Here is a 24,733-nt window from a genome sequence, read left to right as displayed (position 1 = left end):
CCCGTGTGAACGGCCTCACTATGGGTTGTAGAATCTTGAGCTTTACTTGTTAGCAGTTGGGGCCCGGCAACTTTCAACCTGCGTCAATGTCACTATGCCGACTGCTAGATAATCGATGAAAATCAGCCTCCTGAGTTTTCGCAATTTTCGTTGTTTTGGTCCGAATCCAGTTTCGATCGACTTGAATGATATTTCGGTTTTGATAGGTGAGAACGGGGCGGGAAAGTCAGCCGCTCTTCTCGGACTGGCCCGATTGTTCGGACTCACCAAAGAGCAGCGTTCAATTCGCGCCGATGACTTTCATTTGCCGGTCGGAGTTTCGCGATCTGATGCCGATCTAAAGTCGTTGTCACTTTGGATCGAGGCCAGAATCGAATTCGATACGGAAGGCGGCGGAGATGATGCGTCCGCTATTCCTGAGCACTTCAAGCAGATGCGGGTGAATGAACCCGGTGGTCGACCGTATTGTCGAATCCGCCTCGAAGCAGTCTGGCAGAAAGGAAATTTGCCTGAAGGTGAGGTGGAGCAATCGCTGAACTGGATCAAAACGTCTTCTGATATTTCAGATGAAATTGACGATGAATATCGCCAGCCACTTTCGGCATTCGAGCGACAGCGAATTCACGTTCACTACATTCCCGGAGCACGTGATCCATCGAAGCATGTCCGTGTTTCATCGCAATCGCTGCTCAAAAGGTTGCTCGATGCCGCTCGTTGGACAGACGACCTTGCCGATTCGATCAACGCTGCGACCGACGGAATCGTAAGCGACTTTAGTAGTGAACCGGCAATTACAGAGCTTCAGCGTTCGCTCAATGAGTCTTGGAACGGGTTGTACAACCGCAGTCGATTCAAAGAAATTGTATTGCACCTCGAAACACAAACCGTTGAAGACTTCGTCTCGTCCTTCACAGCAGGAATGAAGACCGAAGCAGAGGATGATTGTGTTCCCGTAGATCGATTGAGCGACGGGCTGCGATCACTCTTGTACTTTTCGATCGTGAAATCCGCTTTCCAGATCGAGCAAGCCGCAATCGACGACTTCTTTGGCGACCATCCGTTCGACGAAGAACGCCTTGACCCTCCCCTGCTGACAGTGTTCGCGGTCGAGGAACCAGAGACCCACCTCGCACCGCATTTGCTGGGACGAGTAGTAAAAATGTTTCGCGAGATCATCAAGCCACCGAGGGCTCAGGCGATCTTCTCGTCACACTCTCCCTCCGTGCTTGCCCGAATTGAACCCGAGGAAATCCGATACTTGCGGCTAGATTCGACCACGGCGGTCGCGTCGGCTCACAAATTGAGCCTCCCCACGGAACAGTCCGACGCGGACAAATTCATTCGCCAGGCGGTGCGTGCCTATCCGGAATTGTATTTTGCTCGCCTTGTTGTTCTCGGAGAAGGGGACAGCGAGCAAGTTGTGATGGCACGTCTCCTTGATGCAAACGATTTGCCTTCTGATCCCAATGTCATTTCTGTCGTTCCTCTTGGCGGTCGTCATGTGAATCACATGTGGAGACTGCTCAATAGTTTGTCCATTCCCCATCTCACATTGCTAGACATGGATTGCGATCGAAAGGGCGGCGACTGGGGGCGGATTCACTACGTCTGTGAACAACTCATCGAACTTGGTCATAAGCGAGAAGAAATTCTTGAAGTTGTCGATGACGATAACACCTCTGTCATGAGTGACGAGACCTTTGCAGAAATGCCTGATTGGGGCATACCCCATGATGACTTCACCGGATGGGTTAAGAGCCTTCGCAAGTACGGCGTCTATTTTTCTGACCCCCTCGATCTGGATTACTCGATGTTGCGAAAGTTCCCTGAGCAATACCAGGAGACTGCCGACGGCGCACCACGGATACTTTCCAAAAAACCTGAGCTGAGGAGTGCTCAGATCACTGGTCTATTTCGAACGGTTTTCGGAAAGAAAAACATCGCTGAACCCGAACGACTAGAAACTCAGCTTAAAAGCCTTCGATGGTATCGCTACCTCTTTCTTCAACGCAGCAAACCCGCGACGCACATGGCGGCTCTTGCTGAAATTGAAGACGAAGACTTGCTGGCGAAATGCCCTGACGAATTAAAGAGTCTGATTCGCGCGATCAAGAGGAAAATTAAAAATGGCTAGACTGCGCAATCGAAATCTGAAGATTGAAAAGCAGTCTTGGCAGCCCGCTGGAATCGATTCTCTAGAAGACAACGCCCTGATCGCTGTTCAAGCTGAACGGAACAGTATCGTCGTTGCTGGCCCAGGTGCCGGTAAAACTGAATTGCTGGCTCAGCGAGCTGACTACCTGCTGCGAACGGACACGAGCAAGTCACCGCGCCGAATCCTCGCAATCAGCCTAAAGCGTGATGCTGCGAAGAACTTGCAGGATCGTGTCGGGAAGCGTCTGCCTGCGGAACTTGCAGAGCGATTCGACTCGATGACACTCGACGCGTTCAGCAAGAATCTTGTCGATAGATTCCGCCTGGCAATTCCAGAATTCTGGCGACCAAACGACGACTATCGTATTGAATTCAACATAAAGGAGGAGCGTGCAGACCGTATGATCCGAGAGGCGGCCCAACGACTCAATTGCGAACCCGCTGACGTGGCCGGCATTGGACCAATCCGGTGGTATCGGGAGTGCTTTTCACTTCGGCTCCCAGTCGACGGAAGTGCGATCCTAGAAAACGGTTCCATACGCGAACAATTGGCCGTGTCTCAGTGGCAGCACTATCTTCATGGAAAATACCGCTACCTCAACTTTCACATGATCGCTCGTCTTGCAGAACTGGTGTTGCGAACCAACCCGGCAGTTTTGCACGCGATGCGGGCAACCTACTCTCACGTTTTCCTTGATGAATTCCAGGACACGACCAACCTTCACTACGATCTTTTACGAACCGCGTTTCTTGAATCAGACTCAGTCCTGACCGCAGTGGGCGATACGAAGCAGTGCATCATGACTTGGGCAGGCGCACTGGCTGGAATCACGAAGCGATACTCGGAAGAATTCGCTGCAGATCCCTACGTGCTTCGAGCCAACTATCGTTCAGAACCGGAACTGATCCACATCATTGGATCACTTGCCCAGCAGATCGAGCCCGAGGCGATTCTTCCCGTTTGCGGACGGGGGCGTGAGTCTGGAAACGGCCAATGTCGTGTCATCGCGTTCTCGGATGATTCAGAGGAGGCGATCGCAATCGCATTAGTTTTGAATGAGCTGGTCGAGCATGAAGGTGTCGAACCACGAGACATCTGCGTGATCTGTCGGAAATTTGTCGGTCAATACTCATCCAATCTGGTCGAGGCTTTGCAGCAGATCAACGGTTTGGCGAGAGTTCGCGATGAAACAAAACTACAGGACTTGCTGGCTGAGCCCCTAGTCGAATTGGTTGTAGATGCATTTCTCGTCGCGGTAAGCGATGAGCCTCAGCCGGATTCATGGTCCCGCCTTCAATCAGTACTAGAGAAGACTGGGCGCAGTGACTCCACTCAACAGCAGAGGATTCGCAACAAACTGCTTAGCACTTTGATCGACTGTTTGCGGCTATCACTTCCGCAGTGTGAAAAGACAGACGATGGGATCAAGGTCGAAGTGAATCGAGTCATCGACGCAATTGGAGAAAAGTCGTTTCGACAGAGTCATCCGCAGTATCGACAAGGAACCTTCTTCGAGGAGACCGTCTCCAACGTAGTCAAGCAACTTGGATATCGCTACGGCGACGAACGACATCAGTTTGGAACCTGGACCGATGTGATCGGCGATCTACTGGGCGAGACTTCAATTCCGGTGATGACAATTCATAAAAGCAAAGGACTGGAATATCACACCGTTATATTCGTCGGGCTTGAAGATGCTGCATTCAACAACCTCAAAGACCCAGCCGGAGACGCGAATGCGTTTTTCGTCGCCTTCTCACGAGCGAAACAACGCGTGCTTTTCACTTTCGCAAAATCTCGGTTCAAACGGATGCAAAGCCGCAAGAACGTCAATCTACTGTACGGCTGGCTTGAGGAAGCAGGTGTGGGAATCGAGAGTGCGGCTGATATTGATTTCGACGAGTCGATCTGGTGATCGTTGAAACGATGTGCTTCGTCAACCCGCTGCAAAGCGGAGCCACCGCGTAACGTCTGCGGCCGTATAGCCTCGTTGAGAACGATTAACGATCTTTCCACTTGGATATTCATCGATGAATTCGTACATCGACGCTCGAAGCCGCATAAGCGGCGATGCAATCGAGCATCAGCTTGACGTGCGTTTGCTCGACATGGTTGCCGCCTTCGGGTAGGCATTGGGTGGTCAGCATGTCAGCACAGATCGCTTGGCATTCTTGGCAGTTTTCAAGGCACTCTTTCATGGATGCGGTTGCCGTACTCATTCGTTTCTCATTTTGAAATTGTCGTTACGGCCCCGTTGCCGCTGTCTTAGCGGTATGCAAGTTGCATACCGTAATGGGGTATATTGCAAGCTGCCAACTTGTCCACGAAGGAATGAACCATGAACACTACTTCCATCTCTGCCATTGATCCGGCTTGCGGAATGACCGTGGATCCAGGCAATTCGCGTCGTAGCGAACACGAAGGGAAGTCGTATTTCTTTTGTAGTGCAGGTTGTAAAACGAAATTTGAGGTCGATCCCGCTGGCACGTTGGCATCGAGAGCAGAGAAAGATGCAGCGAAGAAACCCACTGCGATGAAGGAATCATCTTGCTGTTGCAGCGGAAAGGATGGTGGATCGTCGGCCACGAAGAGCGATTCCCCGGCAGACCCTGAGGCGATCTACACCTGTCCCATGCACCCTGAGATCGAGCAGGTTGGTCCTGGCGATTGCCCGATTTGCGGGATGGACTTGGAGCCGAAGGTCGTCGCGTTGGCTGATGAGGGTGAGGACAAACAGTATTCCGACATGAAACGTCGCTTTTGGGTGGGCGTTGCGTTGTCGGTGCCATTGCTCATCATCGCGATGGGGCCGATGGTGGGATTGCGGGTCGCGGACTGGATGAGCCAGACGGTGTTTGGCTGGTTGCAGTTGGCTCTGGCAACGCCGGTTGTGTTCTGGTGCGGATGGCCATTGTTGGTTCGCGGAGCCAAGTCGTTTCGCACGATGAAATTGAACATGTTCTCGTTGATCGCCGTGGGAACGTTGGCAGCGTATCTGTTCAGTTTGGTCGTCGTGTTGCTTCCTGGTGTGATCCCAGAGGCGTTCTTCGAGAACGGTGTTCCACCTCTCTACTTTGAAGCAGCGGCCGTGATCATCACGTTGGTGCTGCTCGGGCAAGTGTTGGAACTGCGTGCACGACAGCAAACGGGCGGAGCGATTCGCGAACTCATGAAGCTTGCTCCCGATACGGCACACCGAATCACGGGCGATGGCGAGGAAGAGGTCTCGCTCGATTCAGTCCACAAGGGCGATCGGCTGCGAGTTCGTCCTGGCGAGAAAGTTCCGGTTGATGGGAAAGTTCTTAGCGGATCAAGCAGCGTTGACGAGTCGATGTTGACGGGTGAGCCGATGCCGGTGAAGAAGGTGGAAGGCGATGAAATCACGGGCGGGACGTTGAACCAGACCGGTGCGCTCGTGATGGAAGCCGTCGGTGTAGGCGGCGACACGGTTCTCAATCGCATCGTGCAAATGGTCGCGGACGCTCAGCGAAGTCGCGCGCCGATTCAGAAACTGGTCGATGTGGTCGCTCGATACTTTGTGCCGGCGGTGATTGTTTGCTCGATTCTCGCGTTCATCGGTTGGGCGGTGTTTGGTCCGGAGCCGCAACTTGCTCATGCGTTTGTAGCGGCCGTTGCTGTGTTGATCATTGCTTGTCCTTGTGCGTTGGGGCTAGCGACGCCGATGTCGGTGATGGTCGGCGTAGGCCGCGGTGCAAAGGAAGGCGTGTTGATTAAGAATGCAGAAGTCCTCGAAGTCATGGAGAAGGTTGACACGATCGTCGTCGACAAGACCGGCACACTAACCAAGGGGCGACCGGAAGTGACAGGCGTCGAGACGTTTGGTGACTGGAATGAGAACGATGTATTGACGTTGGCTGCGGCGGTCGAAGCACAGAGCGAACATCCGTTGGCGCAGGCGGTTGTTCGCCGAGCGAAGGCGGATGAGTTGCAGGTTGTGGAGGCAAGTGAATTCAACAGTATCACCGGTGGTGGAGTTCGCGCTCGCGTCGATGATCATGATGTATTGATCGGCAAGGCTGACTTGTTGGACGAACAGGGAATCGAGGGCGTGGATGCGGGGCGGGAACAAGCGGGATCGCATCAGGCCGAAGGTGCGACGGTTGTGTTCGTAGCGATCAACAACAAGCTGGCAGCAATTCTCGCGATTACTGATCCGATCAAGGAGAGCACGCCAGTGGCTTTGAAGACGTTGCATGAACTCGGATTGAAGGTGGTGATGTTAACTGGCGACGCCGAACCGACTGCGAAAGCCGTGGCGACGAAGTTGGGTATCGACGAATTTCATGCCGGTGTTTCGCCCGAGGAAAAGCATGACTTTGTTCGCAAGTTGAAAAAGGAAGGCAAAACGGTTGCGATGTGTGGCGATGGAATCAATGACGCTCCGGCACTCGCCGAAGCGAACGTTGGCATCGCCATGGGTACCGGGACGGGCGTTGCGATCGAGTCTGCGGGCGTCACGCTCGTTGGTGGTGATCTTCGCGGTGTGGCAGCGGCTGCGAACTTGAGCCGCAAAACGATGAGCAACATTCGTCAGAACCTGTTCTTCGCATTCATCTACAACGCTCTGGGAATCCCGGTTGCTGCAGGACTCTTGTATCCGGTGTTCGGCGTACTTCTCAGTCCCATGATTGCGGCGGCAGCGATGAGCTTCAGCAGCGTATCGGTAATCGCAAACGCGTTACGCCTTCGTGCCGCCAAACTCACCTAAACTGTGGCAAAGCAGGCTTTCGCTTCTAAAGGAGCCGACCGAGACCCATCTAACGACTATCGACCTATCACGCTAAAATCGGGCTTCTTGAAAAGCCAGCCTATCCAAAGTTCCCACGAATGCTTTCAGACGACGAAAAAAAGAAGCTCAAGAACCGACTTCGACGTGTCATCGGACAAGTCGAAGCGGTGGGTCGTATGATCGAGGATGAGGAATACTGCGTCGATATTTTGATGCAGTTGTCCGCTGCGACGGGAGCATTGAACAAAGTCGGCCAGATTGTCTTGGAACAGCACATCCAAACGTGTGTTAGCGAGGCGATCAAAAGCGGTAGTGCCAAGGAACGTGACGAGAAGATCGAAGAGCTGATGACGGTCTTTCGGAAGTACGGCGAGTGAAATACTAACGTCATGAATTGGTTTTTGACTGCTGGCGGGTTTCTGATGACTTGCCTTGGCGTCTGGGAAACGTTCATGGCAGTTCTGCATCCACGTGCGACTGTTGGTCCGATTACGGCAGTCATCAATCGTGGTTTTCACTATCTAGTCCGAACGCGAGTATTCTCCCATCCGCGAGTTCTGGTTTTCTTCGGGCCGGCGTTGATCGTTACACAAGTTTTGTGTTGGGCGACGCTGCTGTTGATTGGCATCAGCCTGATCGTGTGGCCTCAACTTGGCACGGGCATCACGGCTACCGGATCGACACCGACGGATACGGATTTTGCGAGCGCGGTGTATTACGCTGGGTTCACGATTACCACGTTGGGTGTGGGTGACTTGGTGCCGCGAACGCCAGTGATGCAGTTCTTGACGATCACCGCTGCCGGCTTGGGGTTCAGCTTCTTCACGCTCGTGTTGGCTTACGTCATCTCGGTCTATTCAACCCTCGCCCGTCGCAACCAGTTTGCCAACGAAATTGAGTATCGCACTGGACGAACCGGAGACAGCCTTGGCTATTTGCGAGCGTATCTGACCGAGAGCGATCCTTCGTTGGTAAACCAAGACCTATACACAATGTCGTCGAACATGGCGGACTTGTTGGAGTCGCATCATTTCTATCCTGTCCTGCATTACTTTCGATTTAGCGAACCGCGGTATGCGATGAGCCGAATGCTGCGATTCTGTTTGGAGGTTTCTTCAATGATGCGAGCGGCGCGGCACGTCGATACTGCCAGGCCCGCCGCCAGTGCCGAGGCTGTCGATCGGCTTTGGCACGCTAGCATGCAGATGCTGGAGGAGACCAAACGGCATTTCGTGATCTGTCACTCGACGCATGACGTTCCCGACCCACGGTTGGCGATCGAGATTTCGCGGTCGATCGGCGACTCTGACGACTTATCGGACCAGCTAAAATCAGCCTTTGTCGATCAGCAATCCGAGTGGCTTCACGACCTGAACGCGCTTGCTGTTTGCACCAGAAGCGAACCCCGAAAAGAATCCTGAAATCTTTTATCGAAGTCGTGAAGAAACGTCGGGGCCGTGCATCCAAAGAGCATCAAAGAAGAGATTCCCTCAGTGGGAGTCCTTTGAAAGCTCTTGGAACTGTCCGCCATGAACCGTCGTCACACCAACCCTGCCATTCGATTGTTTGCTGCTTTTGCAGTGATCGCGGTGCTGTTGGCGTCCTCGCCAGCCGCTCGGGCAGGATCACACGACGCGAAGCCTTGCCCTCATGTGTGCTGCCAGCCGCAGCCGGTCGGGCACGGCTGCTGTTACAGTGATCCTTTGCACGAATGCCCTGCAATGGCTTCGTGTGAGACGACAGTCTGGTTGCCGCCGCGAACTTCTGGCGACGATCCGTCGCCTCGCGGCTTGGAACGCAGCGACTTCTTGCGGATCACCTGGAAGACCGAATCGGTCGCCTTTGGTCGGCCGGATTCTTTTGTCCGTCCCAACTCTCTGATTGATTGGCACGTTCGTCTTCAGATTTAGCGATTGGCTCTGCTTCGACCTGCGAAGCCAGACCCAATCCCAAAAACGAAGATGTTTCAGTTTCCCAATCGGTGCATGTCGATGTCGGCTGCGCCATCAATCCTGGAGTTTCCAAAATGTTAGCGACTGTATTCTCTGCTGTTTTGTTTGCCGTTTCGTTCGTCCCCGCTGGTAATGCTGAAGCCTCCGCCGCATCGGCTGGTCCGACGTGTTGTGCCAAGCACGCATACTGCTGCACGGTTCATGCGCCATGCTGTGGAAAACACGGTGAATCGCAAGCGACCACTGACGAAGTGGTGAACGCAACTTCTCAACCCACGTGCTGTGCCAAGCATGCCTATTGCTGCTCGGTAAACACACGATGCTGCGGGAAGCACGCTGAAGCGAATGCTGCTACCGGCGGCGTCGCCAGCCTCACGGGTCAACCGACGTGCTGTGAAAGCGGGCGTACTGCTGCAGTGTTGGCGCGGCCTGCTGCGGAAAAAGATCGGCAAGTGCCACGGAAGACGAACCTGCTCAGCGCAGCTAATTGCTTCTGATTCTGTTCGATCCCATATCAGCCGGGCGAGCGTGAAAACTCGCCCGGCTTCTCTGTTAAAGGTGCCATGATGGACACATTCAAACACCGATGGCATCAGTTGCCGATCAGCCGGCAATTGCTTGTCCTCGTCAATGCAATTCTCTTTGGGTTTGTCGTTCTGTTTCTTGTCGTTGACTACCGCGTGCGGATGGATCGGCATTTGAACGAGAAGCAGATCGCGTTGACCGAAGAAGCTAAGACGATGTACGAATCGTTACTGGTCGCAGAAGCCCATGGTGGCGAGGCGATTCAAGATTTGGTTGACAACGTTTGTGCTCGAATGAACACAGACGATTCGCCTGGTCACCATATCGCTGCGGATTGGCGAGGGCTGCCGTACCAAGCCGTCTCGCATGGGCATGCCTCCGACGGGATGCTCCTGGCAATGCGGACGGCTGCTGATTCAAAGGTCACCAGATCGAACGCCACCAGGGCGCTCGTCGTCGGAGCCTTCGCTGGACCAGCGGGCACGGTTTACATTTCCGAGAAACGTTCAGCCGTGGTGGGCGCAACACGTCGGTCGTTGTTGATCCAGATGCTAGCGGTGTTGTTGCTCGGAGCGATTGCAGCCTTCGTGGTCAGCGCGGTACTGCGGCAATTGATCGCCAAACCGATCCAAGGTTTCGTCTCGGCGCTACGGAGTGTTGCGGCCGGCGACCTGAGCGTCATTGCACGCACACGAAGCTGTCGAGAACTGAGTTATCTCGCCGATCAGATCAATTCAATGACTGAGGCACTGGACCACGCTCAACGCGACCATCGCGTTCACATGGAAAAGGCACGCCAGATTCAACAGAACTTACGCCCGGCAGTCAATGGATTGGTGGGAATCGACGTCGCCGAGCTTTTCGAGCCAGCCGACGATGTTGGCGGTGACTACTACGACGTGATTCCACTATCCGATGGACGCTATCTGCTCTGCGTCGCAGATGTTTCGGGACATGGCGTGCCAGCCGCGATGGCGGCGACGTTGTTGAAGGCGTTCGTGTCGGAAGCAGCAAAGAAGTCGTCCAGCCCCGCTGAAATTCTGACAGATGTGAATCAACGCTATTGCGAGTACGTGATGATGGGACACTTTGCGACCATGACGCTTCTGGTCGTTGACCCGCAAAGGAGACAACTGACCTATGCCAATGCTGGCCATGAATTACCGTTCTTGCAAATTGGACGCGACACTCCCGTGCGATTGAACGTGGGCAACTTGATCTTGGGTGTCGAGGAGGACACGCACTACGACGAGGACACGGTCGAACTCAACGGTTCCACTCGTATTGTGATTGTAAGTGACGGAGTGACCGAGGCGTTCGATCCTAGTGAGGACCAATACGGCACCGATCGAATCGAGCAATTGATGAGAAAAGTCCCGACCTCGACCGCTCGTGAATTGGTCGAAGAGTTTGAGTCGTCGCTCGATACCTTTCGCAAAGGTCGCCAAGCGTTCGATGACACAACGCTGCTGGTTGCTCAACTAGGGTAGGGTGTGCCGCCAAGAATCACGGGCGGCCGACCGTGAGGATGAATCGAGCGATGGTGCAGGCGATGCGGGGCAGCTTGGTCTCCGAGGATATCGCGATGCTCAGTAGCTACGGCTGGTTCAAGACAAAGCCGAGCAGGTCGCAAATTGCGAAAGCTACCTGGACGCAGCAGCAAGTTGAGTTCAGTATTCTCAGTGAATGGTCATCGAAGAACTTGTTGGCACCAGCCGATTAAAGATCGGCAACCCGTTGCTGAAGCTCGATAGCCATCGCATTTTCTGATCTCGCGACCATTGAGACGAGGTCAAAAAACTCGTTTTGGTATTCTCCAGTCATGGCGTTCGTGTGCTCTCGATATGCGACATCTAAAAACATGACAAGCGATTGAACTCGCCTTGTGTTAGCGCCTGACGATTCGCACTTCTTCCCGATTGCTTGGCACCAGGAAACTGCCTGTGGAAGAAAGCAAGCACCAACCTTGCGGCTTATCCATCTAAGGGCAGACGCTGAGGTGGTTGGATCCTCAACCACCTCGCGGAGAAGTGGCTCGATCGCTTCTTTCATTGAGCTAATCAGTTCGGCATGGGAATCACTCCAAAAGCTCTCGTACGATTGGTCCACGCACAATAGCGATGCGATCAACTCGGCGCGAGCGGGATCCCATCCGTCAGCATCCGCTACGTCTCTCCAGCCGTCGTGATCTTTAACGTACTGAAGCATCAGTGACCAGGTTTGAGCAAATTGTGTTGCATCAGCAGGCTCACTAATAAGCGGTCCCATCCACGAATGCATGACTTGCTCAATCCATTTCGGACATCTTACGCCGAGATCGAAAATTTGCCGCCATAGCAAAGCAGCGTGCTCCGGATCGACAGCGTACTTGATCTCCGCGCCGATGCGGTCCAGAATCGCTCGTTGACCATACATCGTTGGATGATCGTCATCCTGTCGGTCAATGAACTCGCCCTCGGTCGAAAACGCTTTGAGAATCCCCAATTCATAGTCGAGGAGAACTTGGACTGTTGCCATTCTTGCTGATTGCAAGCTCTCGCTTTCTGAGAGGACACAAAGAGGCGTATTTGCGACGATAGTCTCAAGAACTGTTTCCTCGATTGGCAGTTGCTTAAAGCACTGCTCATCGTCGTCAGACCGACGCGAAGTCCTCCAATTCGCCCAAACAAGCCTCGGTGGTGTGAGAGGTAATTCGTTTAAGCTGGGAATAGTATCTTGGTATGTGCCAGCCAGAAATTGTTCCTCTCGACTCATCAACCAAGCATCTTTGTCAAATCCAGTCGAGTCTCGCGGCAGGGTCGGATAGCTGGGCTGCAAATACCAGAAAGCGGAGGCGGTATCGAACATCAGTCGAATGATTCGCGGCCCCCACGAGTCAAGGCGAGTCCAACGCCTCCATGTCGCTCGGGTGATCGCAGAGTGCACGTGACCGCGATGATTGACGATAAACTGAAACACGAACTTCCTGTATTCAAGGTTGCTCGCATCTCTCGCAAGCAGATACACAGAAAGCTCAGCCAGTTGCTGCATGAACCGAGGCATTGCTCCGGCGTCAATCACTTCTTTTGGCAACTTTACGATAGGCGTTTCTAACAAAGCCAGAATCGTCGATACAAATTCATCCTCCTGTCCGTTCTCAACGATCCACTGTTCATGGCGTAACAGAAGATACAAAAGCAGCCCAAATCGGTTGTTGCTTTGGATCACTGCGACAACTGGGTCATCCGATTCTTCGCGTGGATTCAGAAGCTCTGCGGCGATACTCGACAGTTCGGATTCTGGGAACTGGTTGTTCTGGTAAAGCAGTTCTTCAATAGCGTGAGCCTCGTCGATTGCATCCTGTAGCATTTTCTGCTCAGAAGTCGCGGCCAGACTGTCAGTATCAACCAGTTCTGGATTGACTGTTTCGTTGAGGACCATCGGCTGCCCAATGCTTCGTCTTGCGGCCACGGCGGATATCGCATCAAAAACATTTCCCATTCGATCCGTTGCGGTTAGGTACTGCTTGAGATTGGCAGTCGCTGGATCACTCCAATCCAGTTCACTAACATCAAGAACCGATTTTGCGATTTCGACGATGCTTTGCGACCGAAATTGGGCGAGAAGCCATGCCTTGTGCTCGTCAAAGAACCATTCGCCATAGTCCAGCGACACATTGCAAAACCCTGGCTGCTTAGGGTTGACGGAAATGGTTTCGGCCCACACTAAAAGAACTGGGGATGTGAGCAGTGGTTTTAGCGGCCCTCGAAATAGGGATGGATGACGCCGACCGAGATCAAAGAGGACGCCAGCTATCGCGACACATTCACAATTTTGCATGAGTTGCGTCACAAGCTTCTCAATGTTTTCCCCTGATTCGAGCAGATCGCCGATATGCTTTTCGACAGCGGATAGCGCTGGCACCATGGACTCGCACGCCGACATGAGTCCTCGGTTCCAGTTGAAGCTGTGTTCGTCTCCTCGCCAGTCAAGACTATGATTCACCGGAGATCGCACACGCGATAAGACAGCGTTTTCTCCGCTCCGATCAATGCTCGCCAATTGACGGGTTGCAGCAAAATTTGCAAGCTCACAAATCAGCTTGACGGCAGCTTCTGCATTGATTGCCAAGAACGATAGGTACGGTCCTTGGCGGTAGTGCTTTCCAGTCATCGAATAGAAAAGTCTCTCCATGCCATTCTCGTTGTAGCCTATCCCGCCAACGTGATATCCCTCGTCTACATCTTCAGAGCGTACCTTGATGGAAACGGCGAGAATTAGGCGTGTCGCAAGACCTGGGGCATCCTTGAAAATTGGCCACATTGCGTCGCCATCTAGGCACGCTTTTCGGAAGGCCGCGTGTGGAGGATATGCCGGACCATTGGGCCATGGGGTCAAATCGCGAACAGGTTCGTTAAGAATCTCACTGCGTTCTTTCTCCCACTCCAGTCCTCTCTTTCGCGCACGTTTTGCTTGATGGTGATCTGGGTTTAAACCGGCAGCATCGAAAAGAAGTGGAGTAACACTCTGTGGATCCTCTTCAAATGCAAAGAAGACAGCCTTGAAGATGTCTTCGCATTCCTCGTCATCTGATCTCGACCACCGCCTATCGCTTTCGATCTTGCTTTCGCACACGGCAATAGCAATCTTGCTCGCTTCTGCGCGGAATGGCCAGTCTGTTGGTGTCATTTCCAGCCACATCTGCGATATCCTTGCTGAATCGTGTGGCATGTGTTCTACGACAGTCACAATGTGCCGCTCCAAGAACTTCAGTAACGAACCGAACGCGGCGTGGAATGGCTTTGGATCTCGCTGTAGCGTCCGGAGAATTGAGGTTAATTCTTCGCCAGCCGCTTCTTTCCTTGCTGCAAGCAGTCCCGGAACTGAGCAAATCACCATTGCACGCCTTACGAGACGCTTTGCAAGCAGCGCGTCAGAATCGAACAATTGTTCGGACAAGTTTTCGAGAAGCTCGTCCGGATTCGCAGAAAAAACAACGGCGTCGAGGAACAAATCTGAGACGGCGGTTCCTTTTCCTACGTACTTAAGCCACGTTTCTGTCGACGCATCCTGTTCCAGGAAGTGGATACCAACCATTCGGATGGCTCGATACCACTTCGGCCGCGAGCTTTTTAGCTCCAGGACATCCGGCATCGAACTTCCCTGGTCAAGTAGCCACAGCATGCGAGACCAATCTGCATAGATGTCGTGGGCAAACCGAAGTTTCATTTGGCTTCGCACCAAAAGCGATCCATCCACTGCGAAGTCAACCGAACTGGCAAACGCTGGGAGAAGAGATTGAGCTGTTTCCAACTCCGATTCGTCTCCTTGTCGTCGACCAAGCTCTAACAGCAAGTTGCTGACACCAGTTCCGTGTTCAGCCACAATGCGATGTTCCCAAACCCAATGAATCAGGTGGGACTCACCTATAGCGTCTAGATGACCGACATCTTGATCGCTGGCTATCCGCAAGAATGCGTCAAGAATAATGGGTCGTCGATAAAGTGACGGAAGCGTTGGCGAGAGAAATAGACGCTTCAATGACGGCCGTGACTTGATCGCTGTTAGTGCCTCAATCGGCGAAAAGCTGTCGACGATAATGCGTTTCCAGTTTTTCGCGTCGACGTTGTTGTCATCGAGAAATCGCAGCACGCGTTGGTACTGCTCTCGCTGGCAAATCAAGACAACTCGCAAAGTTGGCACAGCCTGTGCGGTCAGGACAAGTTTCGCCAAGTTTCTGATCTGTTGGCGGCCTGCCGCTTGTTCGATACCGTCGATAACAATGACTTTGGAACGCTCGGGCGATCCCGAGAAGACCTCACGAATTGTATAAGGCGCAAACAGCACTGACTCGTTGTCAGCAATTTCACAAGCGGTTTCGAGACGGAAGAAGAATGATTCGATGAGCGAACCACTTTTGTCAATTGAATTTGCAACCGCTGTGGACTTGCCAACCCCAGAATCACCGAGGACGAATGCGTGCATTGGCTCTTGAGATCCAAAGTAGTCATCAATCGAGGTTCCAACTTCAGGGCGGGCGATCTCTACTGCACCACCCAGACTTCGTGGTTGTAGCTTCAGGTCGTCGTCAGACCTTGAACGTAGAATCTGAAACGCAGCGTTGAATCGTGGCAACGCCTTCAGTTGCACAGAAGTCTTCAGGCAATGAATCAACTCGCCTCGATCCATGTCGCCGCCAGACAATCGAAGCGTCTTGGCAATATCCCAGATGTCTCGCCATATCCGCATTCCCGAGGCAGGCTCCTCACCCACACACATTAGGCGGCAATGTTCCTGCACGGTCTGCAGAGAGAGAGATGTTCCGGATCCGAAGTCAAAATTTCGGACGTGCAAGGACGCAATGAACATTTGCAGCGAATCATTGCCGCCTGAATCAATGCCTGCGAACGAGGCGGGCATCGCAAGCCAGTTGAGCCACTGCTCGGCATCCTGCAGGTTTCCTGGCTCAACAATCCGCGTTGCAAAGTGTCCATCCTGCTGGCGTGCCTTCTCAACAAGCGTTTCAATTTGGTGCAGGCGAGGAGAACCATCGAATTTGGCAAATAAGCCAAGGCGATCACGACCGAGATCGAATGTTCGAGGTCTGCGTTCTTTCGCCTTGAGGTCTGACCACGCATGGCGAACGAACTCGCGTCTTTCCGTAGTTTTGGAAAACAGCGAAAAACTCTTCACGCTTACCGGAATTAGCCACTCTTCGGCCCCATCGCATTCATATTGCAACAAGATGTCGTCCAGCCGCCATCGGTCATCTTGCTTCTGGACGCTTACCTTCACCAGTCGCGATCTTTCCTGGTTCTGGAACGCCTGCTCTGCTAACAGTTCGACTAGACATGCAGCGACAACGTCGACCTCAAAGAATGTGCCTTTGCCAGCTGTTAAACTGGTTGGAGCAACATCGGATGTAAGTTTGGCCTGACTCATCTCCAGAGTTTAACAGGCCGCCAAATCTCCGGAAATGAGACAACCTCGTTAAGTTGCACAGATCATGCGGCGGCATGAAGGCTGACAACGCAGTCATCATTCCAGAGAGCACCGTTGGTTCACGGCTGAATCTCGCACGGCGAAAGTTTCGGAAGTTGTTGTGGCAGCACACGTCTTTAGGATTCATCCCCAACGTAGTAGCCGATTTTGAAGCTGCTGGCTTGTGCAAGTTTTGGGTACGTTGCTCGGCACAGTGGGCCAACCCGGAAGAGTGATGCTTTGGCGACATTTTGGAAACCCATTCGGTCGACTGCTTTTAGTGCGCGATGGTTAGAGCCTTCGGTTGTTAGCACCAGCGTCTCGATTCCATCCTTTTGCAACTGGTCAGCCATCTGGCTCATGATTGCTGCGTATAGGCGACGGCCTCGGTACGCGGGTAAGACCAGCACTTGGAACACGAAAGCGGAATCGTCGGAGAGTTGGATTGGCAGACCCGTTTCTGGTTTGCCATCGTGGTTCATGTCACCAGGGATGTTTCCAAAGGCGACCCATGCGAATCCGGCGAGCGAATCGGCTTGGAATGCTGCAAAGCACTTAGCTGCGCCGGAATCCAGCATTTCCAAGTCCCGCTCTGGGATCGCGTATTCCAGAGCGGATGCGTGTTTACGAAGCCGCTCGGATGAACACGAACAGACTTCGTATCCGCTGGGCGTTGGCGTTCGCGGCATTTGGTCGATCGGCGATTGATAAAAGTGACAGACGTTCGCGATCGCAAAACGCCGTACCACTCGATACGCCAACCAACGTATCGACCGTGTGGATTGAGTCTTCATGAAAGAACGTGCTCTGGCGTTAGTGGCAACAGCTTCCGCCGCCTGATGAGGGGCGAGAGGAAACTGGACTGGGAGCGGTAGAGGACGAACTTATTGCGGGCGGTTGATAATCAGTGTCGAGGTCAACCGTCGTGTCGTATTCAATGTTGGCAGCAGCTTGCTCGGCGTACTGCTGAGCGGTCATTGCCGGTTCGTCATTTCGACTGCCCACCCAGGGCAGCGATTGGCATCCGGCGGATAGCGTGAGGGTCAAACAGAGCGCAACGGTAACGCAGTATTTACATAGCGATTTCATGACGACTTCCTTGTCGTGGGTTGAAATAAAAGGCAGGGGTGGCGTGGTGACTTCATCACTTGCGTGAATCGGCCGGCGACACCACCCCCGCGTGTTCGAGATCGGGGTTTCGGAACTTCGTTCCTGACCTCCCGCGTCGATTAGCGAATGACTGGGGCGTTGATTCCTTGCTGTTCTAAGATGGCGAGATACTTCTTGGGCTCGGCTGCGATCTTCTTCGCGCATCCGGGGCAACAGATGTAGATTGCTTTACCAGCGGCGTTAACTTTGTACGGCCCACCCATCGCATCAAGCGGTTCGTCCATCACGGGGCATTTCTTTTGAGCCGCGATAAACGGCGCATCGGCAGAAACGACTTTGAAGATGCCTTCCCGAACCTGTTCGGTACCTGCGGGAACGGACGCTTGATTGCCACTGCCGTAAACCATCGCTAAATACTTCGCTGGCTCGGCCTGAATCTTCTTGATGCAGCCTTTGCAGCACAGATAGATCGGCTTGTCGCCAACCATCACCTTGATCGGTGTACCCATGCCACCGAGAGGTTCATCCATCACGGGACAAACCTTTTGGGCGGCGATGGCGGCAGCGTCAGCTTGGGTAGATGTCGAGACGGTGATCTTGGCGATCGTCGTAGCTGCTGGCTGAGCACTGTTTTGCGTGCCGTTGCCGTAAACCATCGCCAGATACTTTGCTGGCTCTGCTTGAATTTTCTTGATGCAGCCTTTGCAGCACAGATAGATCGGCTTGTCACCAACCATCACCTTGACCGGTGTGCCCATGCCACCGAGAGGTTCATCCATCACGGGGCAAACCTTTTGAGCCGCAATGGCCGCTGCGTCGGCTTGGGTCGCTGTGGTGACCGTGATCTGCGGGCGACCGGCGGCATACTTAGCCGGGTCCGACTTGACCGCGTCGACACAGCCCGCACAGCAAACGTAGAGCTTCTGTCCATTCACATCGACGGCCACAGGATCGCCCATGCTGCCGAGCGGCTTGCCGCTTACGGGGCAGATTTTCTGACGTGCGATTGCTGCTGCGGCGAGTTGTTGTTCGCTAGCAGGCACCGTTGCAACTTCATTGAAGCTAACAGTGTTTCCGCCGGAAGCCTTCATGCCGACCAACTGAATATCGACGTCGATTTGTCGGCCAGCAAGCTGCGAAAGATTCACCGGAGCCGTCAACGCCCCTTTGCCATCGGGCAACAAGTCGTAGCGATAGCGTTTCGCGTTGCCCTCGACTCGCACCGAGACAGCACCGCGTCCCTGGTCGACTGACACCGGTTGGCCAGCGCGGTCGTAGACGAACATTTGCAGCCCGCCTTGGGAAACAATCGTTTCGATTTGCAAGTTGCCGGTTTGTTTCAAACTGCCGCCATGCGGCCCTGCTTGGGTTACTTCGCGAGCCTGCGTCATGCCGGGCATCGCGTGGTTGTGTCCAGCGTGATCGTGCTGCGATTGAATCGTTTGCCCAAACACGCTCGATGCGGACATCGCGAGTGAGAAAGCAGTGATAATGAGTGTTCGTTTCATGGGAGAACTCCGTTGTGAAAGTCAGGACACCGTCCGTTGGGTCCGTCGATCTTGGTGAGGTTGATTGATTGGATGCCTGAGTCGTGAATTTCTTCACGGGCAAACGAAAACTTTTATGCCGCTTTCATGAGTTCCTCCTCCGGCATCGCTTCGGTGCCTTTCCATAGCTCGTCTTGAAATCCGAATCGCATTTTCAATTCGAGGTAGCCGCAATAGAGCGTCGGCACGATGAATGAGGTGAACGGTTCAGCTAGCATGCCACCGAACACGGGAATCGCCATCGCTCGGGCAACGTCAGCACCACGGCCGGTCGCGATCAACACCGGAATCAACGCGGCAAGCGTCGTCACGGTTGTCATCATGCAGGGTCGAATGCGTTTCAGGCCAGCTTCATAAATTACGCTACGAATATCTTCGACCGATTCAATTTTGCGCTTCTTGAGAAGTTGATGGATGTAGGTCGCCATCACGACACCATCGTCGACCGCCAGACCGAATAACGCGATGAAGCCCACCCAAACTGCCGTGTTGAGTTCTACGCCCATTGTTGCGACTGCGATCATGCCGCCAGCGAATGCGACGGGGATACCGGAGAACACGGCCAACGAAATCGAGAAGTTGCGGAATTCCATGTAGAGCAACATCAGATTGATGCAGATGACCAAAGGAATGATCCACATCAAGCGACGGTTGGCTTCGATTTGGTTACGGAAACTGCCAACGGCTTCGAGGGAATAGCCGGCTGGCAATGACAAACGATTCGGATCGGACGGCGGCAGAGATTGCGCATTGCGGAGTTGTTCTTCGATCGCGGCGACTGATTCCAAGTCACCCTTGCTACCATTGGCCATGAAAGAAACGTGTGCGACGAGTCGCCCGTTCTCGCTGTTGATTGCACCTGGTCCCCACGTCGTCTCCAGCGTTGCGAGTTCTTCCAACGGCACGACGGCCCCCGAGTGCGTGACAACGGGCAAGCGTTTCAAGCCGTCGATCTGCTCACGAAGGTCGCGGTTGTAGCGAAGCCGCACAGGATAACGTTCTCGTCCTTCGACCGTCTTAATCAGATTCATCCCGCCGAGTGCAGTTTCGATGACTTGGTTCACCATCGACGAACTCATTCCGTACCGCGAAGCCGCCTCACGATCGACCGTGAACTCGACGTAGGGTTTGCCAAGCACGATGTCGGGATTGACCGTTCCAGCGTTGATCAACGGCGACTTCTTCAGCTCCGCAGCGACGTCCATCGCTGCATCAGCGAGCGTGCCTAGCTTGTCTCCGTAGACGCGAATGGCCATCGGAGCCTTGATGCCGGATTGCAACATCACAACACGGCCTTCGATTGGTTGCAGTGCCGAGGCGGGTGTGACGCCAGGCAACGTTGCGACGCGGTTGATTTCATCCCAGACATCGCGTGCAGTGACGCCTTCGCGCCACTCGCTTTCCGGTTTTAGCATCACATACGTTTCGACCATCGCGGCGGGCGCGGGATCGAGTGCCGATTCCACGCGACCGATCTTGCCGAGCACATCTTTGACTTCGGGAATTTGGCCGATCAGAACATCCTGAGTTTGCAGCACCTGCATCGCTTGCGAAAAGCTCGCCGCCGGGTACAGCGTCGGCATGTAGAACCAACTTCCTTCGTCCAACGCGATCCAATCGTCACTTTGCAAACCGGTGAAGACGTGCTTGGCATCGACGTAGCCGGGGAAATTATTCAGTTCGGCACCGAAGAAGTTCGCGACCTTTTCCACTGGGCGTAGTACGGTCGGCATTCCGACGTAGGCTCCCACACCGATGACCAACAGCACCAGCGGAAATGAGAGTGCGAATGCTTTGTGATTGAGCGCATGTCGTAGTCGCGCCGCGTAAATCCAGCGAACGAAGCGGCTCGACGGAATCTCTTCGATCGGCCGAATCCGTTCTCGCATCAACTGCCAACCGCCGATGAAGCCGATCGTGGCTGCGATCGCGGTCACAATCCAAGTATCCAGGTCAAAACGCTCTGCGAGTCTTGAACCCCAAAGGAAATGAGATGCTGCGCCTAGCAATCCGGAGAGCGACAATGCGGCAACTAACGCGGTCGATTTGCGACGCACGTTGCTCCGCAGCATCAATCGACACAAAGCCGGGACAATCGTGACGGCAGCGATCATTGCTGCAGCAATCGCAAATGTCTTGGTGTAAGCAAGTGGCGAAAACAGCTTGTAGTCGCGACCGGTCAAAAAGAAGACTGGCAGGAAACTAACGATGGTTGTCGCCACGGCGGTCACGACGGCGGGTGCGACTTCGACCGTTGCTTCGTAGACGACTTCCGTGCGAGGTTGTTTGATTCTCGCCTCTTCGCTGCCAGATTCCCAATCCGAAAGATGCTGGTAGATGTTCTCCGAAACGATGATCGCCATATCGACCATCGTTCCAATCGCGATCGCGATCCCCGCCAACGACATGATGTTCGCACCGACGCCAACCACTCGCATCGCGATGAACGACATCAGCACGGCTGCCGGCAAACAGATTGCGACGACAAAACTGCTACGAATGTGCAATAGAAACAAGAGGATGATGATCGCCGTGATGATGATCTCGTCACGCAACGCGTGCGTCAGAGTTGCCATCGTCTCGTCGATCAGTCCGCTGCGATCGTAGACGCCATGGATGGTCACGCCTTGCAGCGATGGTGTAATCGCGGCGATCTTTTCTTTCACCCGGTCGATTACGACTCGCGGGTTTTCGCCGTATCGCATCACGACCACGCCACCAACCGCTTCGGCTCCGTTGTAGTCCAACGCACCGCGACGAAAGTCAGGGCCAATCTGCACATTGGCAATATCACGGACGCGAACGGGAACCCCGTCACGCTGCATGATGACGGTGTCCTCGATGTCCTCGACCGCTTTATCCTTATCCCCGCCCGAGCCAAGGAACCCTTTGCTGCGGACGATGAACTCCATGCCAGTCGCTTCCACCGTTTTGGCACCGACATCAACGTTCGATCCCTTGATCGCCATCGCCAACTTGTCCAGCGATACGTTGTGGAATCGAAGCTTGTCGGGATCGACTTCGATCTGATACTGGCGAACGTAGCCGCCGATCGAAGCAACCTCGCTGACGCCTTCAACCGCTTGCAATTCATACTTCACGACGAAGTCTTGCATGCTGCGAAGTTCCGCGAGTCCCATTCCTTCATCGGGCGGCTGTAACGTGTAGTAATAGACTTGTCCCAGTCCCGTCGCGTCTGGCCCAAGTTGCGGCACAACACCTTCAGGCAACTGCGACGCGGCACTGCCGAGTTGCTCGGAGACTCGACTGCGTGCCCAGTAGAAATCAATCTCGTCTTTGAACGTAACCTGCACAAAGCTGTATCCGAACATGCTCTTACCTCGCACCGACTCGGCACCGGGAACGGCGAGCAACGAAACGCTCAACGGATAGGTGACTTGGTCTTCGATGTCCTTGGGTGAACGGCCTGGCCAAGGCGTCAACACGATGACTTGGTTTTCACCAATGTCGGGAATCGCGTCGATAGGGATCGACTGGAAGCTGACCCAGCCAGCGATGCTTAGACCAACGGTTAGCAACACCACCAGCCAGGGTTCTTTGACGCAAAAGCGAATGATCAGATTTAGCATGGTTCGTTTCCTTACTGCACCGTGCGAGCGATTGAGGGAACTTCGCCAACCGGCATCGCCATGTCACGAACGACTTCGCCACAGGTCAACATCTCGCTGCCCCAATACGGGTTCTGCAAATCGCCGCCGGGTTGCATCCAGTCTCCACCGCCGCCGGGCACCATCGGGCAGTAATAGTGAGTCAGCTTCTGTGCCGTCTTCGGACCGCGAGCAACCGTCGCAGCTCGCAACAACGCGTGGCTGACGCCGCGGTAGGCTTCGCGAGCGGTTTCCAACGAACCATCCATGCGTGAAGAAGCGTGGCGAGCGGCCGCAAATTTGCGTTGAGCGTCATCGGGAACGCCGGCCGACATTTCTAGTTCGCGGAGTCCTTCGATCAGTGTGTTCAAAGCGACGGGCGGAGGCGTTTGGTCGGCCGCCATCGCACATTGAATCTCGAAGTAGGCGTCGTAGGTTCGATCAAGTGATTTGCCAGCATCGGTCGCCAACATGACAGGGTTGGATTTGGGAAGCTCAAGCGGTCCTGGTGAGTAGCTCGGTGCCTTCGTCGGGTCCATCAATGATGGGTTTCCGGCGAGCTGCATTTGCGAGTCGATCAGGAAATTGCCGCCAGTCGTGACCGTTTCGCCAGCGGACAGTCCTTCCACTATCACCGCTTCCTTGCGATTCATCGGACCAATGGTGACTCGGCGAATCTCAAAACGCCCCGGTTCGGTTTCGACATAGATCACACTGTTTTCGCCAGCCAGCAGCACGGCGTCTCGTGGAACCGTGACGACTTGTTGCATGGGCAAAGGCTCCGATGCGAATCCGAGCTGCGACGTCGGCACCAAATCCATATCGCAAAGCGGGCACTTGCCTGGTTCGTCGCGGATGACCTGCGGGTGCATCGGGCTGATGTATTTGTTTGCCAGCGCCGGATCGTAAACTTGGTCCATCGGGATTGCTGGCACCGTCACGCGAGCCGTTGCATAGTCGCCCGGCCGCAGCTTGCCGTCGAAGTTCATGATTTCGACGCGAACCCGAACCGTTCGGGTCGTTGTGTTCACGGTCGGATCAATGAACGCAACGCGGCCGGTAAACACTTCGCCCGGCATCGACTGAATTTCCGCTTCGACTTGTTGACCGAAGCGAACAGCCGATGCGTCGTCAGGAAACAGATCGAGCATCAGCCATACGCTGCTGAGATCGGCAACGCGGTACAGCTTGTGACCGGTTTTCACATAGTCGCCCTCAACGGCTGACTTCTCGATCACCGTTCCACTTTGCGGTGACTTGATGCGGATGCGTGACATCGGTTTGCCGGACTTCCCCAACTGGTCGATCTGGCCTTGCGTCATGCCAAGCTCAGCCAAATTTTCGCGAGCCATCTTGTTCAGATCGCCGCCAGAGATTTGAAAGCGTCCGATCTTGCCGTCACTGTTCATGCTCATGATGAACTCGGTTTGGGCGGTATAAAGCTGCGGGCTGTAGATCAACGCCAGGTCGTCGCCTTCATTGACTTTCACACCGGCGTAATTTGCGTACATCTTTTCCAGGCGTCCGTCGATGTACGCACTGATAGTCGACAGTTGGCTTTCGTCGAAGTCGATCGAGCCGATGGTGCGTATAGTTCGATTGACTTCGCCCATCTTCGACATCGCGGTTTGAATGCCGACCAATCGCCGGGCGGATGCCTCGATGGTGACCGAAATACCATCACCGCCTCCGCCGCCAGTCGCTTCGACCAATTCCATCGCACAGACTGGGCAGCGACCTGGTTCTGTTGATGGCGGCGTACACATCATCGGACAGATGTACCGTTTGTCCTCCCCGCCGCCAGCTTCCGCCACGGCTTCGCCTTTGTCGCCCGAGAAACCGTCAGCAGTCAACCACTTCGTCCGTTGTGCGACTCCGAGCAGGAAGAACACAAGACCGGCGACGATGACGACCGTTGCGGCTTGCACACCAGTGCGCACTAGCCACTTCATCCCGCCACCACTTTGTGGAGCACTCGGCTGGGTTTCAACTGGCGTTATCGTTGCTTCCGTCGCAGTCTCCACTGGCTCGCTATCGGTCGGCGCATCCGCGTCCACGTTGCTGACGTCGTCGTCAACGTCGATTTCGTTGGGTTTGATTGGTTCGTCCTGATTCATGACAGTTCT

14 protein-coding genes are annotated in these 24,733 nt (G+C 54.2%); 7 read left to right on the top strand and 7 right to left on the bottom strand.

Annotation, left to right across the window (positions count from 1 at the left end; all coding sequences use genetic code 11):
• Positions 1 to 115: 115 nt before the first annotated feature.
• Both K239x_RS25875 and K239x_RS25870 read left to right on the top strand, forming a co-directional pair.
• On the top strand, positions 116 to 2,134 hold the full coding sequence (locus K239x_RS25875; protein WP_145421184.1) for an ATP-dependent nuclease: 2,019 nt from the start codon (positions 116 to 118) through the stop codon (positions 2,132 to 2,134).
• Positions 2,127 to 4,070, top strand: a complete 1,944-nt coding sequence (locus tag K239x_RS25870; RefSeq protein WP_145421183.1) for a UvrD-helicase domain-containing protein — start codon at positions 2,127 to 2,129, stop codon at positions 4,068 to 4,070. The genes K239x_RS25875 and K239x_RS25870 overlap by 8 nt, the downstream gene beginning before the upstream one ends.
• 109 nt (positions 4,071 to 4,179) lie before the next feature.
• Here the strand turns inward: K239x_RS25870 and K239x_RS25865 are convergent, their stop codons facing one another.
• The gene (locus tag K239x_RS25865; RefSeq protein ID WP_419189403.1) at positions 4,180 to 4,374 is read right to left on the bottom strand and encodes a hypothetical protein; all 195 of its coding nucleotides are present in this window, start codon (positions 4,372 to 4,374) and stop codon (positions 4,180 to 4,182) included.
• Between the two features lie 119 nt (positions 4,375 to 4,493).
• Here K239x_RS25865 and K239x_RS25860 point away from each other — a divergent pair, with 119 nt between their 5' ends.
• From K239x_RS25860 to K239x_RS25840, 5 genes are all read left to right on the top strand, one after another.
• On the top strand, positions 4,494 to 6,884 hold the full coding sequence (locus K239x_RS25860; RefSeq protein WP_145421182.1) for a heavy metal translocating P-type ATPase: 2,391 nt from the start codon (positions 4,494 to 4,496) through the stop codon (positions 6,882 to 6,884).
• Between the two features lie 119 nt (positions 6,885 to 7,003).
• A complete protein-coding gene (locus K239x_RS25855) occupies positions 7,004 to 7,282 on the top strand; it encodes a metal-sensitive transcriptional regulator (protein WP_145421181.1) in 279 nt (92 codons plus the stop codon).
• 12 nt (positions 7,283 to 7,294) lie between these two features.
• Positions 7,295 to 8,326, top strand: coding sequence for a potassium channel family protein (locus tag K239x_RS25850; RefSeq protein WP_473163554.1), 1,032 nt, complete (start codon positions 7,295 to 7,297; stop codon positions 8,324 to 8,326).
• Between the two features lie 108 nt (positions 8,327 to 8,434).
• Positions 8,435 to 8,815 (top strand): hypothetical protein, encoded by a 381-nt coding sequence (locus tag K239x_RS25845; RefSeq protein ID WP_419189402.1) that lies wholly within the window; start codon positions 8,435 to 8,437, stop codon positions 8,813 to 8,815.
• 605 nt (positions 8,816 to 9,420) lie between these two features.
• Positions 9,421 to 10,872: a PP2C family protein-serine/threonine phosphatase gene (locus K239x_RS25840; protein WP_419189401.1), complete on the top strand. Its 1,452-nt coding sequence runs from the start codon at positions 9,421 to 9,423 to the stop codon at positions 10,870 to 10,872.
• Between the two features lie 229 nt (positions 10,873 to 11,101).
• On the opposite strand, the gene K239x_RS25835 is transcribed toward K239x_RS25840, so the two are convergent.
• The 6 genes from K239x_RS25835 to K239x_RS25810 all read right to left on the bottom strand — a co-directional run bounded on the left by K239x_RS25835 (position 11,102) and on the right by K239x_RS25810 (position 24,724).
• Positions 11,102 to 14,590, bottom strand: a complete 3,489-nt coding sequence (locus K239x_RS25835) for a hypothetical protein (protein WP_419189400.1) — start codon at positions 14,588 to 14,590, stop codon at positions 11,102 to 11,104.
• A gap of 1,889 nt (positions 14,591 to 16,479) precedes the next feature.
• Entirely contained in the window at positions 16,480 to 17,136 is a 657-nt protein-coding gene (locus K239x_RS25830) for a GNAT family N-acetyltransferase (protein ID WP_145421179.1), read from the bottom strand.
• A 19-nt stretch (positions 17,137 to 17,155) separates the two neighbouring features.
• Entirely contained in the window at positions 17,156 to 17,431 is a 276-nt protein-coding gene (locus K239x_RS25825; RefSeq protein WP_145421178.1) for a hypothetical protein, read from the bottom strand.
• Between the two features lie 140 nt (positions 17,432 to 17,571).
• Entirely contained in the window at positions 17,572 to 18,960 is a 1,389-nt protein-coding gene (locus tag K239x_RS28965) for a hypothetical protein (RefSeq protein ID WP_419189399.1), read from the bottom strand.
• A 113-nt stretch (positions 18,961 to 19,073) separates the two neighbouring features.
• On the bottom strand, positions 19,074 to 22,589 hold the full coding sequence (locus K239x_RS25815; protein WP_145421177.1) for an efflux RND transporter permease subunit: 3,516 nt from the start codon (positions 22,587 to 22,589) through the stop codon (positions 19,074 to 19,076).
• Positions 22,590 to 22,600: 11 nt separating this feature from the next.
• Entirely contained in the window at positions 22,601 to 24,724 is a 2,124-nt protein-coding gene (locus tag K239x_RS25810; RefSeq protein WP_145421176.1) for a heavy metal-binding domain-containing protein, read from the bottom strand.
• Positions 24,725 to 24,733 lie beyond the last annotated feature (9 nt).

The organism is Stieleria marina (assembly GCA_007741555.1).
Classification (GTDB): Bacteria; Planctomycetota; Planctomycetia; order Pirellulales; family Pirellulaceae; genus K23-9.
This window is presented reverse-complemented; position numbering and strand designations above follow the sequence as displayed.